At 39.7% G+C, this 16438-nt stretch carries 17 protein-coding genes; 4 read left to right on the top strand and 13 right to left on the bottom strand.

Annotated features, from left to right (window positions below; translation table 11 throughout):
* Nucleotides 1-14 precede the first annotated feature (14 nt).
* Together B2X72_RS06760 and B2X72_RS06755 are read right to left on the bottom strand one after the other, a co-directional pair.
* Nucleotides 15-245 (bottom strand): DUF6358 family protein, encoded by a 231-nt coding sequence (locus B2X72_RS06760; RefSeq protein ID WP_046672586.1) that lies wholly within the window; start codon nt 243-245, stop codon nt 15-17.
* A 302-nt stretch (nt 246-547) separates the two neighbouring features.
* Entirely contained in the window at nt 548-862 is a 315-nt protein-coding gene (locus B2X72_RS06755) for a rhodanese-like domain-containing protein (RefSeq protein ID WP_088159763.1), read from the bottom strand.
* A gap of 256 nt (nt 863-1118) precedes the next feature.
* Here B2X72_RS06755 and B2X72_RS06750 point away from each other — a divergent pair, with 256 nt between their 5' ends.
* Nucleotides 1119-2423, top strand: a complete 1305-nt coding sequence (locus tag B2X72_RS06750; protein WP_088159762.1) for a M20/M25/M40 family metallo-hydrolase — start codon at nt 1119-1121, stop codon at nt 2421-2423.
* Here the strand turns inward: B2X72_RS06750 and B2X72_RS06745 are convergent.
* The 8 genes from B2X72_RS06745 to surE all read right to left on the bottom strand — a co-directional run bounded on the left by B2X72_RS06745 (nt 2420) and on the right by surE (nt 10699).
* On the bottom strand, nt 2420-2920 hold the full coding sequence (locus tag B2X72_RS06745; protein WP_088159761.1) for a GNAT family N-acetyltransferase: 501 nt from the start codon (nt 2918-2920) through the stop codon (nt 2420-2422). The genes B2X72_RS06750 and B2X72_RS06745 overlap by 4 nt on opposite strands.
* On the bottom strand, nt 2917-3495 hold the full coding sequence (locus B2X72_RS06740; RefSeq protein WP_088159760.1) for a thiamine diphosphokinase: 579 nt from the start codon (nt 3493-3495) through the stop codon (nt 2917-2919). The genes B2X72_RS06745 and B2X72_RS06740 overlap by 4 nt, the downstream gene beginning before the upstream one ends.
* A 7-nt stretch (nt 3496-3502) precedes the next feature.
* Nucleotides 3503-4693 carry a M20 metallopeptidase family protein gene (locus B2X72_RS06735; RefSeq protein WP_075994568.1) on the bottom strand — a complete coding sequence of 397 codons (1191 nt, stop codon included), beginning with the start codon at nt 4691-4693 and terminating at the stop codon, nt 3503-3505.
* Between the two features lie 13 nt (nt 4694-4706).
* Nucleotides 4707-5165 (bottom strand): SPOR domain-containing protein, encoded by a 459-nt coding sequence (locus tag B2X72_RS06730; RefSeq protein WP_201666929.1) that lies wholly within the window; start codon nt 5163-5165, stop codon nt 4707-4709.
* A 20-nt stretch (nt 5166-5185) separates the two neighbouring features.
* Entirely contained in the window at nt 5186-8473 is a 3288-nt protein-coding gene (gene secA, locus B2X72_RS06725) for a preprotein translocase subunit SecA (protein ID WP_075990447.1), read from the bottom strand.
* 257 nt (nt 8474-8730) lie between these two features.
* A complete protein-coding gene (locus B2X72_RS06720) occupies nt 8731-9600 on the bottom strand; it encodes a menaquinone biosynthesis family protein (RefSeq protein ID WP_088159757.1) in 870 nt (289 codons plus the stop codon).
* A gap of 48 nt (nt 9601-9648) precedes the next feature.
* A complete protein-coding gene (locus B2X72_RS06715) occupies nt 9649-9909 on the bottom strand; it encodes a hypothetical protein (protein ID WP_075990446.1) in 261 nt (86 codons plus the stop codon).
* Nucleotides 9899-10699: a 5'/3'-nucleotidase SurE gene (gene surE, locus B2X72_RS06710; RefSeq protein WP_075990445.1), complete on the bottom strand. Its 801-nt coding sequence runs from the start codon at nt 10697-10699 to the stop codon at nt 9899-9901. Before surE ends, B2X72_RS06715 begins: the two co-directional genes overlap by 11 nt.
* A gap of 540 nt (nt 10700-11239) precedes the next feature.
* Here surE and kduI point away from each other — a divergent pair.
* From kduI to B2X72_RS06695, 3 genes are read left to right on the top strand one after another with little or no spacing between them, the layout of a single operon-like run.
* Nucleotides 11240-12085: a 5-dehydro-4-deoxy-D-glucuronate isomerase gene (gene kduI / locus B2X72_RS06705; protein ID WP_120335649.1), complete on the top strand. Its 846-nt coding sequence runs from the start codon at nt 11240-11242 to the stop codon at nt 12083-12085.
* Between the two features lies 1 nt (nt 12086).
* Nucleotides 12087-13208: a DUF4861 family protein gene (locus tag B2X72_RS06700; protein WP_286735543.1), complete on the top strand. Its 1122-nt coding sequence runs from the start codon at nt 12087-12089 to the stop codon at nt 13206-13208.
* A 5-nt stretch (nt 13209-13213) separates the two neighbouring features.
* Nucleotides 13214-13978: an SDR family oxidoreductase gene (locus B2X72_RS06695; protein WP_172840746.1), complete on the top strand. Its 765-nt coding sequence runs from the start codon at nt 13214-13216 to the stop codon at nt 13976-13978.
* Between the two features lie 26 nt (nt 13979-14004).
* On the opposite strand, the gene B2X72_RS06690 is transcribed toward B2X72_RS06695, so the two are convergent.
* From B2X72_RS06690 to nadD, 3 genes are all read right to left on the bottom strand, one after another.
* On the bottom strand, nt 14005-14844 hold the full coding sequence (locus tag B2X72_RS06690) for a formylglycine-generating enzyme family protein (RefSeq protein WP_286848739.1): 840 nt from the start codon (nt 14842-14844) through the stop codon (nt 14005-14007).
* Between the two features lie 60 nt (nt 14845-14904).
* Nucleotides 14905-15660 (bottom strand): hypothetical protein, encoded by a 756-nt coding sequence (locus B2X72_RS06685; protein ID WP_286735542.1) that lies wholly within the window; start codon nt 15658-15660, stop codon nt 14905-14907.
* A gap of 222 nt (nt 15661-15882) precedes the next feature.
* Nucleotides 15883-16438: nicotinate (nicotinamide) nucleotide adenylyltransferase (nadD, locus tag B2X72_RS06680; RefSeq protein ID WP_286848737.1), on the bottom strand; the 556-nt coding region annotated here is incomplete at its 5' end.

Raw genomic sequence — 16438 nt, 5'->3', positions numbered from 1 at the left:
GCAGGCTTTTTTTATTACTTCTTCTTTTGTTTTGTAGTAGGTTGCTGTTTACCGCTTTCTTTTTGTTGAATAAGCGATCGAACTCGTTTACTTAAAACAACGCGGAGGTAGATCAAAACCACCAAAAAGGCGATGGATAATCCCGTTACCAACATGTTGCCGGCCTTATACCCTTCGAAACCACTGTAAACTAAAAATACAATAGCCAAACTCAACACGATGTTTAGAAAAAAATACTTTAACATATTACTTTTTTATTAATCCCAATACCCGTTGTCTCCATCCTCCAAAGAAATAGAATGCTCCCCCAACAATGTTTAATAAAACGATCGTCAAAGCCATCAGCATCCTTTCTGTGTTAGAAATTGTCCTCGAAAGCATGATTTCCCGTAGAACCAATATTACCCATAGGAGAGACAATAAAATGGAAAGGCTACCTAATATAGGGAATATACCAAGGTTAAATAATCGAGCTAAAATAGCTACGCTATAAAAAGCAAGACTAAACAAGAAAGCTTGCTTAGTCTGATGCTCCAAATTCTTCATCTTAATAAACGTCTAACTCTGGATCGATTTCCTCTTTCCAAGCTAAAATTCCGCCTTTTAAGTTTGCAAGATTGTCAAAACCCTGTTGTTCCAATAACATAATCGCCTGTGCAGAACGTTTTCCAGAACGGCATTGTACGATAACAGGTTTATCTTTCGAAATCTTATCCGCTTCGATCAATATACCTGAAAGTGGAATATTCAATCCATTTAAATTTGATACTTCATACTCAAAGGATTCACGAACGTCTATCAACTGAAAATCTTCGTTGTTATCGATTTTATTCTTTAATTCTTGTACAGATACTTCTTTCATTTTCAAACTATTTAATATTCAAATATACTACATTTTTTCCGAAAGTGTTCGCTTTCATGGATGCTCAAAATCAGCCATTGTTAATGAGAATAGCATAAAATAGCCTCAATTTTTAGTGTATTAACGGCGTTAGAAATGCTAGACGGGATTTCCCTATCTTCGCATCATTTTGTCTGCATCATTTTAGGATTTTTTTTCATGCACAATTCGCTTGTAGAATTTTCCTTATCTTCACCCAGACTTTACTAAGCTTTATATGAATTCAATACCTAAAATTATACTGTCTATATCTTTACTAGCACTCTCGGCAGTAACTTATGGACAGCAAGTCATTTCCGCTCAGGAACGCCAAGATGTGAGCCGTATACTCAATACCTTAGCCGCCGACGATATGCGTGGGAGATCTGCTTTGACAAAAGACATCGAACCTGCTGCAGATTTTATCGCTGCTGAAATGAAGAGAATAGGCCTGACCCCCTACGCAGAACAAAGTTATAGGCAAACATTCCAATTGGATAAAATCTCTCCGGTAAGCAAATCCGCAACCATCAATAAGCAGGTTATTGCAGCTGACCATATTATTTCACTTGGAAACCATGTGGATTTACAGTGGGATAATCAAAGTAGCCTTAACATCGTCGAAATAAAATCGGGCGATGATTTTGCGAAAGTATTTAGAGAACATTCACTGGCCAAAGAAAATACACTGGTCTTGGTAGATCCTTCCTTTGAAAGCTATTTTGTACGTTTTGGTAAAATGCTCAACGCACCAAAATTTATAGAGGAATCCACCAAACAAAAACCATCGATTGTCTACCTTTTGACAGCGGAAAAGCCCAAAACATTTCAAATTCATATTGAACGGAAACTTCAAAATTTCCCCTTGTTTAATGTGGCGGGAATTATTCCTGGCAAAAGTAAACCCAACGAATACGTCATCTTTTCGGGACATTACGATCATATTGGCATTCTTCCGGCAGTAGGCCAAGATTCTATTGCCAACGGAGCCGATGATGATGCCTCGGGCGTAACAGCGATGTTGACACTGGCAGATTACTACAAAAAACAGAATAAAAATGAAAGGACCCTTATTTTTGTCGCCTTTACCGCAGAAGAGCTTGGCATGTATGGCTCAAAATATTTTTCCAACCATATCAATGCGGACCAGGTAGTCGCGATGATCAATATGGAAATGATTGGAAAAGATTCAAAATTCGGCCCCAATACGGTATATATCACGGGATATGATCAATCCAATCTTGGTGAATTGATGCAGGAGAACCTGAAAAATACAACCTTCAAATTCTACCCAGATCCTTATACCAAACAAAATCTGTTTTATCGAAGCGACAATGCAGTATTAGCGGCCAAGGGAGTTCCGGCACATTCGTTCTCAACCTCTCAAATGGACAAGGATGAATACTACCACACCGTAAAAGATGAGGTATCTACACTAAACGTTCAGAACATTATTTCCAGTATAGAAGCGATCGCGATAGGTACCTCGGGAATTGTAGAAGGTAGACAAACACCTTCCCGTGTCGAAAAACTAAAAGATTAAGAAACAGCTGAAGCTTTGACTTCCTTTTGCATAACATAGTCGTTTAGCACATAATCATAATAAGGAATATCAATAGTTTCAATGACCTCAAAGCCCTGCTTTAAATAGAAATGGTAAGCAGGGTTATTTCTATTTACATTTAGTTCAAGAATACCTTTACCTTTTAGTCGTGTTTTTTGTGAAGCGAAGTCTATCAGTGCCTTTCCGAAACCTTTTCCTTGAACGTTAGGCATCAAGTAGAGCTTTTCAATACGGACGCGATCTTCAAGAGTTCTCAAGGCAATAAATCCTTGTGCTACCCCTTCTTCTTTCAAAACATAGAAAAATTGGCCATTAACCATGCTTTCCGCTAATCCTTCTACGGTATAGCTTTTTTCCAGCATAAAGTCAATTTGGTCCTGTGAAAGTATCTCTCCATAAGTAACTGGCCAAATAATATGCGCCATATTGGAAATGCTTCTGATATCGCTTTGTTCTGCCAATTCTATTGTTATCATGCGATCTTTTCTCCTATTAATATGTATTTTACATGGGAAAATTTAAGGGCAAATAGGCCGTCTTTTTCCATTTCGTATTCGTTGTCACCAATTTTAATCAAGCCTTCGTGCGTATTTTTTTCATCAGCATCAAGTCCCTCAATTCGGATCCTTTCCCCTGCCGGCTTCCATTTGGTGAATCCTGTTGTCACAAAACAATAGCGAACCCCATTCGTGATAAGGACAACATTAATCTGCTCAAGATAGGGCTCGTAATACGCCACATCAAGCTGATCGGTCAAGATATTCACCGCTTTATAATGATGTGCTATAAGGTATTCAATAGCCGTCCTTAGAAAAACATTATTATAGGAAATTACCTTCAGATTCTCCTGTGACGCGTTAATGGTATTTTTTGTAAAAACAATATCGAACTTATACCCTCGTGCATCCAGTAAATCCATTGTTCCTTCTTCGATTACAATGGTTGGGCTCCATTCCAGTAGCTGGCCCAAATCCTCTTCATCAATAAGGAAAAGATCTTCAATCAGTAATGCGGGTTCCTGATTTTCGCGGACAATATGATGAGATGACATATATAATTTAATATCCGAGCCTACGTAACGTGATATAAGCCATCAATCCCGTACTGATCTCCAACGAGCTTTCGTCCACATCAAAGGTAGGCGTATGAACAGCTGAAGAGATCCCTCGCGCTGCATTACCTGTACCCAAACGATAGAAACAAGCATTAATTTCTTGCGAATAATAGGAAAAATCCTCCGCGGCAGGCCATAGATCTAAGTCTACAACATTTTCCTTACCAAGATATTCTTCTGCAAAAGTGCGTGCATTTTTAGTCAATTGAGGTTCGTTTATTAAAAAAGGATATCCCTTACGGACCTCAAATTCACAAATTGCCCCCATACTTTCAGCAATGCCGACAGCAATTTTCACCATTCTTTCATGCGCCTCAGCACGCCACTCCTCGTCAAATGTGCGAAATGTACCTTCCAGATATACCTGATCAGGAATAATATTTGTCGCTCCATTGGCAATAATCTTTCCAAAAGATAACACCGTTGGGGTACGTGGGTCTGCAAATCGACTAGCGATCTGTTGCAAAGCGGTAATGATCTGTGCTGTAATAACAATTGGATCAATATTTTGATGCGGATGTGCACCATGCCCGCCCCTGCCTTTGACTGTCATAAACAGTTCATCGCAGGAGGCCATGTATTTTCCCTCACGGAAACCAACCTTACCCACCTCGATAAAAGGCATCACATGCTGGCCTATTATGGCCGAAGGAGCCGGGTTTTGCAAAGCGCCCTCTTTGATCATTAAGGAAGCTCCTCCTGGCAAGCGCTCCTCACCGGGCTGAAAGATCAATTTGATCGTTCCTCCAAATTCGGCTTTCAGGCTATTCAATATTTTAGCTGTCCCCAAAAGAGAAGAGGTATGTACATCATGGCCACAGGCATGCATCACTCCAGGATTCTTGGACCCATATGAACGGCCCTCCACTTCTTGGATTGGTAAAGCATCCATATCTGCGCGTAACGCAATAACTTCATCTGATGGTAGGTCACCTTTGATTAAAGCGACAATACCCGTATCGGCTTTAGCCTCATAAGGAATTCCCAATTCATCCAATTGCGCTTTTACAAATGCCGAGGTATTGTATTCTTCGAAGGAAAGTTCAGGATTCTGATGAAGATGTCTACGATTGGAAACCGTATCTTCAAAATATTGATGAGCTAAGGCCAGGACTTTTTCTTTCGTACTTGCCATAAGGTTGATTGATTTATTGATATACAAAAACGTTCTCTGAAAAAACAAAGACGTTGCTAAAATATTGACGCAACTCGCGCATGAAGGCATTTGCTTCTGAACGACTTCTAAAATCTCCTACCTTAACACGATAATTGGGTTCATCATAGGTGATATAGGTATCAATATCTTTATACATGCTTCGGAAACGTGTCTGCTCCGAAAATGCCTGATTCCGATTTGATCCAGCGAAGATCTGTACACGGAATCCCCTTACTTTGACGCGCGTTGCCGCTGAACGGACGACGGGTTTAGAAGGAACTACTGTCGTTTTGCTTTCGACAGGATTGATCCCCATAGCTGCCCTGAAATTTTGAAGCTGTGTAATCAATGAATCTTTGGTTACAATTACTCCACCTTTTTCTTGTGCGTTCACCTGAACTAGCGCAAACAACACAAGTGCATGTATGAAAATCAATCCTCTCTTCAGCATAGTTTAACCTTTCTTATCGATTAGTTATTTGCGCCGTGGCAATTTTTATATTTTTTTCCTGAACCACAAGGACATTCGTCATTGCGTCCCACAGTATTCTCATTTCGAACAGGTTCTTTTGCACCCTCATTCACATCCTCTTCACTCACACCTGTAGGCGAAGCCAATTCAGCTTTGCTTTCCACAGTTTTCACTGGCGCCTGCTGTACTTGTCTCGCTTGCATAGAAGTCGGTTCTTGACCCGGAATCTCTCCTTTGAAAATAAAGCTAACAACATCTTTATTCATGGAAGCCAACATCGATTTAAACAAATCAAATGCCTCCATTTTATAAATGATAATCGGATCCTTTTGTTCATAAACAGCATTTTGAACGGATTGTTTCAAATCATCCATTTCACGCAAGTGCTCTTTCCAAGCCTCGTCGATTAATGCTAATACGATTCCTTTTTCAAAAGATTTGAAAACTTCTTTACCGTTGCTTTCGATCGCTTTTTTCAAATTCGCAGAAACTTGAATGCCACGGATACCATCCGTAAATGGAATAACGACATTTTCGACGATTTGACCTCTTTCCGCATACACATTATTCAATACAGGAACTGTCAAAGCGCCAACGGCTTCAATTTTATGGTGGTAAGCATTAATTGCATGCTCAAATAGACGATCGGTCAAGCCTTCAATTTTGCCTTGCGCAAATTCTTCCGCAGTAATTTCTGGTGTAATCGCAAAAATACGGATTACTTCGATTTGGAAATCTTCATAGTTACCTTGCTCTTTTGCTTCAACGACAATTTCTTCGGCTACATCAAAAATCATGTTGTTCAAATCCACATCCAAACGTTCTCCAAACAAAGCGTTTTTACGCTTCGAATAGATTACAGTACGTTGTGAATTCATGACATCATCGTATTCCAATAGACGTTTACGGATACCAAAGTTATTCTCCTCCACTTTACGTTGTGCACGTTCGATGGATTTAGTCAACATACTATGTTGCATCACTTCACCTTCTTCAACACCCATTTTCACCATGATGTTAGAGATTCGCTCTGAAGCAAATAAACGCATCAAGTTATCTTCCAAAGAAACGAAGAATTGCGAAGAACCTGGGTCTCCTTGACGACCTGCACGACCACGTAACTGACGGTCAACACGACGAGATTCGTGTCTTTCGGTACCGATAATTGCAAGACCGCCAGCATTTTTAACTTCTTCGGTCAATTTAATATCCGTACCACGACCAGCCATGTTGGTCGCGATGGTTACTTGTCCTGGGCGTCCAGCTTCAGCTACGATATCCGCTTCTTTTTGGTGTAACTTCGCATTTAATACATTATGTTTGATCTTACGCAATTGAAGCATACGGCTCAATAACTCCGAAATTTCAACCGATGTCGTACCGACCAATACTGGACGTCCAGCATCTGTCAATCGTTGAATTTCTTCAGCTACTGCATTGTATTTTTCACGTGCCGTACGATAAATCAGATCTTGACGGTCATCGCGTTGTGCAACACGATTCGTCGGAATTTCGACCACATCAAGTTTGTAAATTTCCCAAAGCTCACCGGCTTCCGTCGACGCTGTACCTGTCATACCCGAAAGCTTGTGGTACATACGGAAGTAATTTTGCAGTGTAATCGTTGCGTAAGTTTGTGTCGCATCTTCTACTTTCACATTCTCCTTTGCTTCGATCGCCTGGTGTAAACCATCGGAGTAACGGCGGCCGTCCATGATACGACCTGTTTGCTCATCAACAATTTTCACTTTACCTTCATCAACGATATATTCAACATCATTTTCAAACAAGGTATATGCTTTTAACAGCTGGTTAATCGAGTGAATACGCTCTGCTTTAATTGAATAGTCGCGCAGCATGTCTTCTTTCTGAGCTGCCTTTTCTTCCAAAGTCAAAGAAGACTTTTCAATTTCGGCAATCTCAGTACCAACATCCGGTAAAATAAAGAATGAAGGATCTTCACCTGTTGCTGTAATCAACTCGATACCTTTTTCTGTCAATTCTACTTGATTATTCTTTTCATCAATCACAAAATAAAGTTCTGCATCTACTTTAGGCATATTTTTATTTTGCTCTTGCATATAGTAGTTTTCTACTTTTTGTAAGATAGAACGATTAGCACCTTCACTTAAGAACTTGATTAATGCTTTATTTTTAGGTAAACCTCTATAAGCTCTTAACAATGCTAAACCTCCGCCTTCAACATCAGAATCTCCTGCCGCCAACGCTTTTTTAGCATCATTCAAGACTGTATTGATGTAAGCTTTCTGTACATGTACCAAACGTTCGATACGCGGTTTTAATTGGTAGAATTCGTGTTGATCGCCACGAGGAATCGGACCTGAGATAATTAATGGTGTACGCGCATCATCAATCAATACAGAGTCAACCTCATCGACCATGGCAAAGTGTAATTTTCCTTGCACCAATGCATCTGGAGTCTGAACCATATTATCACGTAGATAATCGAAGCCAAACTCATTATTCGTACCATATACGATATCCGATTGATAAGCTTTACGACGTTGCGGGGAATTTGGTTGATGTTTATCGATACAGTCAACAGATAGCCCGTGGAACTCAAATAACGGTGCATTCCACTCCGAGTCACGACGAGCAAGGTAATCATTCACCGTTACGATGTGTACTCCTTGACCAGAAAGAGCATTTAGATAGGTCGGTAATGTTCCTACCAACGTTTTACCCTCACCTGTTGCCATCTCGGCAATTTTACCGCTGTGCAATACAATACCACCGATTAACTGGACATCATAGTGTACCATGTTCCAAGTGACCTCAGTACCTGCAGCCATCCATTTGTTTTTCCAAATCGCCTTATCACCATTGATGATAACGTTTGATTTGTAAACAGCCAATTCTCTGTCAAAATCGTTGGCAGTAACTTCTAATTCTTCGTTTTCTGTCAAACGTCTTGAAGTTTCTTTTACCACAGCAAATGCCTCCGGTAAAATATCCTTCAATACCTCTTCCAACTTCTTGTCACGGTCTTTGGACAATTTGTCCACTTGCTCGTAAATAGAAGTTTTCTTTGCCATATCGTCCTCGTCTTGATCCGCTTCCTTTTTAAGCGTATCAATTTCTTGGTCAATATCTGCTAGGTAATTTTTAATTCTTTCTTTGAAATCAACGGTCTTGGCACGTAACTCGTCATTGGTTAGATTTGAAAGCTTCTCATATTCAGCTTTGATTTGGTCTACCACAGGCTGAATTCCCTTGATATCTCTCTCGGATTTACTTCCAAATAATTTACTTAAAAACTTTAACATAATTTTTTTTCTATCTCAACTTAAGATTTTGTACAATAATGACTCCAAAGTAAAATTGCAGACAATTTGACACTAATCGGGCAAATTTAGTTATTAGATATGATATCTAACAGCTTACATCCATTTTTTTTACGTTATTTTTATTGAAAATGTCAGTTCCTCTCAGCCAGCAAGAATCCTATATATATTTATCCCCTATTACGCTATCTTTACGTGAAGTTTTTCTGGTTAATATATGCTTCTAAACCGTCAGCTGATTATGATAAAAACAACTTTTGGTCTGATTGCGGAATGAATCCCAGTTCCTGAGCCTTTTCAAACATCTTCGTAATCGCATCACGTCCTTCAAGCCCCAGCTCTACTGAATATTTATTGACATAAAGTTCAATATGCTTGTACATCACCTCTTCACTCATTTCCTGTGCATGCGCACGAATAAATTCAAGTCCAGATTTCGGATTGGCAAATGCGAATTCTACACTTTCCTTTAAAATTGTATTCAACGTATCCTTCACCTCTTGTGGCAAACTACGTTTTACGACAATTCCGCCAAGAGGAATCGGAAATTTTGTCGTCTTCTCCCAGTACTCCCCCAGATCCACGACTTTATGCAGTCCTTTTTCAGCATAAGTAAACCTATTTTCGTGAATAATCAATCCCAAATCAATGGATCCATCAAGTAAGGCTCCCTCAATATCCGAAAAAACAAGTTCTACTTTATTTTTTAATTCGGGGAATGCCAAGCTCAATAAAAAGTTAGCGGTTGTATATTTTCCTGGATACCCCACTTTCAGTTGATCGAATCCCTCCAGGCTTTCAGCTCTTTCTAATTTTTGCTGAAGTAATTTCGCTAATTTCGGATCCTTCGTAATCAGCATAGGCCCTACACCAAATCCTAAAGCACTACCTGCATCGAGCAGTTCATAATCTTCAACCGCGTAGGCAAAGGCATGATAGCTCAGCTTGGTGATGTCAAGATCGCCTTGAAAAGCTTTCAAGTTCAAGGTCTCCACATCTTGATATTCCACCTCAAAATCCAGTCCTTTGGTATCTATCTTATGATGAATCAATGCATCAAAAATAAATGTATCGTTTGGACATGGAGAAAATCCTAATGTTAATTTCATGTTGTACAAAATTTTTCCCATCCGTCAGATGGGATTTATGAATTTTAATCAAACCGTAATTCTATGCGTTATCAGGTAAAGTATCATTGCCAAGAAAGTACTGGCAATAATTCCTTTTCCGAGATGATCGTTCCCCGATCGATACGCAAAACGTAAAAGCACTAAATTAACCAATACGGCTATGGTATAGATAGCCATGGGTTTCTCGGGTAAAAAATGAAGTTCAAGATCCGTAAAACGTACTAAAATATGAGCCAATACTGGAGATACAGTACCGATACCCAATCCTATCCAGAGATTATTTTTCACGTTTATCGTCTCCCCTTGTATTTCCCAGATGATCAAAGCTCCATGAATTCAATTCTGGGATAGCGTGATGTGCCGTCATATCGAACTGTGTCGGAACGACAGATACATAACCATTGGCCAATGCAAAACTATCGGTATCTTCCCCCCTGTCCTGCAAGACAAATTTACCCGTTGTCCAATAATAATCGCGATTGTGCGGATCAATGCGTTCATCAAATTCTTCTACCCAATGTCCGCCTGCCTGTCTACAAATTTTAATCCCTTTAAAACCTGCTGTTTGCGGAAAATTAACATTCAGCAATGTATTTTTAGGAAGACCATTCGCCAGCACCTGCTCGGCAATAGAAATCACGTAAGGTCTGCAATAGCTAAAATCCGCATCATGGGAAAAGTTATCGAGCGAAAAACCAACAGAAGGAATCCCTTCAATAGCCCCTTCTACCGCAGCAGACATCGTACCGGAATACAAAACATTGATTGAATTGTTGAGCCCATGATTGATTCCCGAGACGCATATATCTGGCTTTTGCCCTTTAAAAACTTTATTCACCGCAAGTTTCACACAATCTACCGGTGTTCCTGAACACTGATACATTTCAACCCCTTCATATAAATTGATTTTATCCAAACGTAGCGGTCTACCAAGTGTAATGGCATGCCCCATTCCAGATTGCGCCGAATCAGGAGCAACGACAACTACATTTCCGATTTTCTGCATCTCCTCCAATAGCACCTTAATCCCCGGCGCTGTGATACCGTCGTCATTAACAACTAAAATATTGGGTTTCATATGTAAATAATTTCTTTTTTAAAGGTCATCAGGAATCCCCAGTTCAATCCATCTGTGTTTATGCTTTTAGAATATGAGGATTTCCTCTTTACCATATACGAAGTTAGTAAATCTGAAACCGAGATGTAAATAATATTGACACAACAGGCAATTATTATCTGTAAAGGTCGCTCATTAGGACATGGCAAACAGCATAAGCGACTGTCGAAACAGGGGGCAAACGAACACAGGGAAGCTGCAAGAGAGCGATGAGTTTAGGTGCAGCAAACGAAGATGAGATGGTAACCAAGTTATATGTTTTAACAGTGCTTGTTCAGTGCTCGTTCAGTGCTTGTTCAGTGCTTGCTCAGTAACGACTGACTAAATACTGATTAATCACTGTCTAAACATTGGTTAAATATTGTTATTCGGTACAATTTGGTAGGGGTGTGATTTACCACCGATTACTACGACATCGTTTGCGTAAGATTGTGTCGTTATTGACAAATATTAGCCCTAAATTTAGCATTCAAACAGACAAACAAAGATAATAATTCAGTTATGAGCATTAATTTTGAATCCCGTTATGCAATAGGGCCAAAGGAATACAAAACTTTAGATACACAAGGGTTAAGGGAGAATTTTCTAATTGAAACAGTTTTTGAAGCAGACAAAATTAATTTTGTCTATACCCACTATGATCGCTATATGGCTGGTGGAGCAATGCCTGTAAGCTCAAAAATCAAATTAGATACCATCCCGGCGTTATTGAAAGAACCTTACTTCCTTTCTAGAAGAGAGTTGGGTATTATCAATGTCGGTGGGAACGGTCAAGTTGAAGTTGACGGCATTACTTATGATCTCAATACCAAAGAAGCCCTTTATATCGGACAGGGTGCTCAAGAGGTTTATTTTTCAAGCAAGGACGCCGCACAGCCCGCAAAATTCTATTTAAACTCTACACCTGCACATTGCAGCTACCCAACTAAAAAGGTAACGAAAGAAGATGCAAATAAAATAGAATTGGGTTCATTGGAAACAGCTAACCACCGTACGATCAACCAGATGTTATTGAACAAAGTGGTACAAACCTGCCAATTACAGATGGGAATGACCGAGTTAAAACCGGGCTCTGTATGGAATACAATGCCATCCCATACCCACGATCGTCGTATGGAAGTCTATTTCTATTTTGAATTACCCGAGGGACAGGCGGTATCACATTTTATGGGTCCCATCGATGAGACCCGCCATATTTGGATGCACAACGATCAGGCTGTAATTTCTCCACCATGGTCAATTCACTCCGGAGCTGGAACTTCCAATTATACCTTTATATGGGGAATGGCGGGTGAAAATTTAGATTATGACGATATGGACAAATGTGCCATCACAGAATTGAAGTAATATGAAAAAAACACTCGTATTGAGTTTAGCGCTAGGACTTTCAACACTTGCTTTTGCGCAGAACAACAAAACCATTACTGTAAACAACTCTTCCGCTAGCGCAAGAACAGAGTTGATCAGCATCCCTTATACAACATTCGAGAAACACTTCGACCTGAAAAACAGTGTATTTACGATTGTGGATAAGGACAAAAAGGAACTGGCCTATCAACTTGAAAAACTAGGAAAACCGACGGCACAAAATATTTTAATCCAAATAACCGTTGCTCCTAAAAGTTCAACAACCTTCGGGGTAAATGGGAATAAACCCACAACTATTGCTTCCAAGACCTATGCAAGATACGTCCCTGAACGCAAAGATGACTTTGCATGGGAAAACGATATTGCAGCGTTTAGAGCCTATGGAAAGGCTTTAGAAGGTAGCTCTGAGGACGCACAGGGTTTTGACTTCTGGGCAAAACGTAGCAATGACCTTGTTGTTGACGAATGGTATAAAACCGGGGATTATCATGCCGATCATGGCAAAGGATTAGATTATTATTCCGTCGGACAAACCTTGGGTGTTGGTGATGCAACCCCCTTTATTGACGAACAGGTTGTTTACCATAAGCATTATCGCCAATACGAGGTATTGGACAACGGTCCGCTACGCTCCACATTCAAACTTATCTATGAACCGGAGAATGTAAAAGGTCAGCAGCTACAGGTTGAAAAGACCATTTCCTTAGATGCTGGGAGTCAATTGAACAAAATAAGCTATTCCATCAAAAATGCAACTTCAGCCGCTACACCAATTGTTGTGGGGATCGCTAAAAGAAAAGAGGAAAAACCTCAGATTCTAAATGATGTAGAGAATGGCATTTTAGCGTATTGGGAACCTGCAGAAGGAGATAAAATTACTGGAACTGCGGTTATCCTACCAAAAGTAAAATATGTATTCAAAGATAGTCCAAAACAATTTTTACTGGCAACCACCGTCAAAAATGATAAACCACTGGTTTATTTTGCGGGGGCTGCATTCAATAAAGCGGGTAAAATAGGTAGTTTTGAGCAATGGCAGTCTTATGTAAAAACATTTAAAAATAATTTAGATCAACCGTTAACAATAAAATATTCAAAATAATGTCCATACTGCAATCTTTTGACTTAAGTGGGAAAGTAGCCTTGGTAACAGGCTGCAAAAGAGGAATTGGCAAGGCAATTGCCGAAGCATTGGCTGAAGCCGGAGCAGATATTATCGGCGTTTCAGCGTCATTGGAAACTGAAGGCTCTGCAGTAGAAAAATCCGTAAAAGCATTAGGCAAAAATTTCTATGCCTATCAGTGTGATTTCTCTAAACGGACAGAACTTTACAAATTTATCGAAAAAGTAAAATCAGCGCATCCGACGATTGACATCCTGTTTAACAATGCTGGAAATATCCTTCGTAAACCTGCTGCCGAGCATCCAGATGAATATTGGGATGAAATTATCGAGATCAATCAAAATGCGCAATTTATATTAACACGTGAAATTGGAAAGGACATGATTTCACGTGGAACTGGAAAGATCGTATTTACAGCATCTTTGTTAACTTTCCAAGGTGGCATCAATGTTCCGGGATATGCCGCTTCAAAAGGTGCTGTAGGATCTTTAGTAAAGGCTTTTGCGAATGAGTGGGCTTCCAAAGGTGTCAACGTAAACGGATTTGCTCCAGGATATATTGCCACGGATAATACCGAGGCCCTTAGAGACGACCCTGAACGCTCTAAGTCCATTTTGGACCGTATACCTGCAGGTCGCTGGGGAACCCCAGAAGATTTTAAGGGGCCAGCTGTATTCCTCGCTTCAAAAGCGTCTGACTATGTACATGGAACCATCCTTACAGTGGATGGTGGCTGGATGGGAAGATAACAATCAACCTTTACGATGAATTTGTTTTAAGAGTCTTTATCCGAAGGGGTAAAGACTTTTTTTACAATTCTAAACCCCAGATTACTAAAAGATGCATTGGGACTAACTGAACCTATATAGACTGTATTAAAAGCAGCACAGCTATTTTTACTACACCACCAGGAGCCTCCTCGGGCATGGGCAATAGAGCGATCACCATCTCTTTCAAGCTTTCCGGTACAAAATTCAAAGACATTTCCAAAGATGTCATAAAGCCCCCATGGATTGGGTTTGAATTTTCCGACAGGAGAAGTATACAGATAGCCATCGGAATAATCCGCTTTCAAATGATCTCTTCCATGCCATACATTTGCATATTCACCCATATTCTCCTTACTGAAACCTTCAAAATAATAACCTTCGCTACCCGCTCTTGCCGCCACCTCCCATTCGTCAAAAGAGGGCAATCTACAGTTTGCCCATGTACAATATGCTAGCACATCCTTATAGGAAATGCAGGTAACAGGATGATCCATCTTAGCCTCAATGCCGCCACGACTTACGCCATTCGGAAAGCGCCAATAGGCTGTACGATCCTGTAGCCAACGAAACTCCGCCAAGCCAGGCTCAAAGACCATGGCGTTGTGATAGCGTTCTGCTAATGTTTTATAGCCTGTTGCTTGAACAAATTTCTCAAATTCAGCATTTGTCAGCTCAAACTTAGCGATCCAAAACGATTCAACTTTTACAACTCTTTTGGGATTGTCTAGGCTACCTGTATCACCCAAATGATAGTCTCCGGCCGGAATTTGGATATAGTTTCCAGCTTGGGCTTCACATTGGAGATGTAAAACAATCAATCCCATCAAATAGAGTAATTTCCTCATTCTCCTTGCCGTTTGTTATAATACAAATTTGAAGTTTCGAATACTAAAAATCCAACTGCACTACTTGCTTTTTTTCTCATCGTAATATTTAAGTGCCCGACTAAAGATCAGCGCCTCATTTTCTTTATTGTAATTTAGATAGGAGTAATAATTGCTATTTTCTCCATATAACTTTTTAAAAGACGTAGACTTTATAAATTCACTATATTCACCACGTTTCATCAGCAACATCAATAAGGTCAGGGCATCTTTGTCTTTCGGTGTCTTCTTGGCATAATCAATAATAAAAGGAATCATTTGCCAACCGTTTAGTTCCACTAGGGCATGCTTATAATTTACCCCCATCCGTTTGCTTCGGATAACAGATTCCTGGATAAGTTTGATTACTGAATCCCTATTCTCCTGCAAAAAATCGGTCTGTCTTTGCGACCAGGACGACTCATTAAAACCGTCCAATAAGGTACCAAAGATTTTTTTGTCGATCTGCGTTTGGTATTCAGGTATAGCGCAATTCTGTGCATATAGTTCTGCGTGAATCATGGTATAGGTAAACTTTTCGCGCAGGGATAGCTTTTTAAAATCAGTAGCCGAAATTGCATTTGTTCCAGCATCGGTCGTTTCTTTATCTTCTTCGGGGATTATTTTTGCGATTAACGCCTTTACTTTGTCCAAACCATAGGGCGGGATGGTCATTTTGTTTCGCACTTCGATAGCGGCAGGATCCATAAAAAGACTCTCGTCATCCTCCGGATTCGTTTGTGCAAAAACACCTGCCCAACACAGGAAAGAAATAAAAAATAAAAGTCCCCTTTTCATATCGTATGATTTAATATCTTTTAAAAATAAAGAAATTACTGCTACAAAAATTATTCCTCTTTATTAGATAGAACTTCCTTTCGCCCCGATCTGCCTTTTCCTAATTGCAATGATTTCTAAATACAATAATTCCTTTTTTTAATGAATACCCTCTGCTCCTAACAAAAATCCCCGGATTTAATAAAACCCAGGGATACTATATTTCTTTTACTTTTGTCTATATCAAGAATATAAACCTTTTTTATCGATAAACTCTATCACCTTTTGCGGTACAAAAAATTGAATATTTTTATTTTCCTTGATTGCCTTTCGCAAAAAGGTAGAAGACAATTCCATCAATGGTGTAGCTGTGATGGTGATTGAAGGATGATCCTTAAGCTTTCCACCATCATATCCAGGACGTGGATAGACATAAATCTGGTAGTCGCGTAAGATAATATCCGCATTTTTCCATTTTTCCAAAGATTCCAAACTATCTTCTCCCATAAGGAGCACAAATTCACGATTGGGATATTTTGCTTTTAAATGGGTGAGCGTATCTATCGTATATGACGGTATTGGTAAATGGAATTCAATATCTGTTACCCGCAGGTGTTCAGCACCCTCCAAAGCCAGATTTAACATCTCCAGACGATCATAGGGATCTGCCAATGTAGATTTCTTCTTAAATGGATTTTGAGGAGAGACCACAAACCAAACTTCATCCAATTCAGTGAAACTGGCCATATAATTAGCGATGATCAGGTGTCCTATGTGCACCGGATTAAAAGAACCAAAA

It is taken from the genome of Sphingobacterium sp. UBA7253, assembly GCF_002472745.1.
Lineage (GTDB): Bacteria > Bacteroidota > Bacteroidia > Sphingobacteriales > Sphingobacteriaceae > Sphingobacterium > Sphingobacterium siyangense.
The sequence above is the reverse complement of the archived record's forward strand: the minus strand, read 5'-3'. Positions and strand labels throughout refer to the sequence as shown.

Bases quoted from the DNA above. Each gene is read 5' to 3' on its own strand.
- B2X72_RS06750 (WP_088159762.1), top strand. From the start codon at position 1,119: ATGAATTCAATACCTAAAATTATACTGTCTATATCTTTACTAGCACTC.
- B2X72_RS06700 (WP_286735543.1), top strand. From the start codon at position 12,087: ATGAAAAAAACACTCGTATTGAGTTTAGCGCTAGGACTTTCAACACTT.
- B2X72_RS06755 (WP_088159763.1), bottom strand. From the start codon at position 862: ATGAAAGAAGTATCTGTACAAGAATTAAAGAATAAAATCGATAACAAC.
- B2X72_RS06735 (WP_075994568.1), bottom strand. From the start codon at position 4,693: ATGGCAAGTACGAAAGAAAAAGTCCTGGCCTTAGCTCATCAATATTTT.
- B2X72_RS06690 (WP_286848739.1), bottom strand. From the start codon at position 14,844: ATGAGGAAATTACTCTATTTGATGGGATTGATTGTTTTACATCTCCAA.
- B2X72_RS06760 (WP_046672586.1), bottom strand. From the start codon at position 245: ATGTTAAAGTATTTTTTTCTAAACATCGTGTTGAGTTTGGCTATTGTA.
- B2X72_RS06745 (WP_088159761.1), bottom strand. From the start codon at position 2,920: ATGATAACAATAGAATTGGCAGAACAAAGCGATATCAGAAGCATTTCC.
- kduI (WP_120335649.1), top strand. From the start codon at position 11,240: ATGAGCATTAATTTTGAATCCCGTTATGCAATAGGGCCAAAGGAATAC.
- B2X72_RS06740 (WP_088159760.1), bottom strand. From the start codon at position 3,495: ATGTCATCTCATCATATTGTCCGCGAAAATCAGGAACCCGCATTACTG.
- secA (WP_075990447.1), bottom strand. From the start codon at position 8,473: ATGTTAAAGTTTTTAAGTAAATTATTTGGAAGTAAATCCGAGAGAGAT.
- surE (WP_075990445.1), bottom strand. From the start codon at position 10,699: ATGAAACCCAATATTTTAGTTGTTAATGACGACGGTATCACAGCGCCG.
- B2X72_RS06685 (WP_286735542.1), bottom strand. From the start codon at position 15,660: ATGAAAAGGGGACTTTTATTTTTTATTTCTTTCCTGTGTTGGGCAGGT.
- B2X72_RS06720 (WP_088159757.1), bottom strand. From the start codon at position 9,600: ATGAAATTAACATTAGGATTTTCTCCATGTCCAAACGATACATTTATT.
- B2X72_RS06730 (WP_201666929.1), bottom strand. From the start codon at position 5,165: ATGCTGAAGAGAGGATTGATTTTCATACATGCACTTGTGTTGTTTGCG.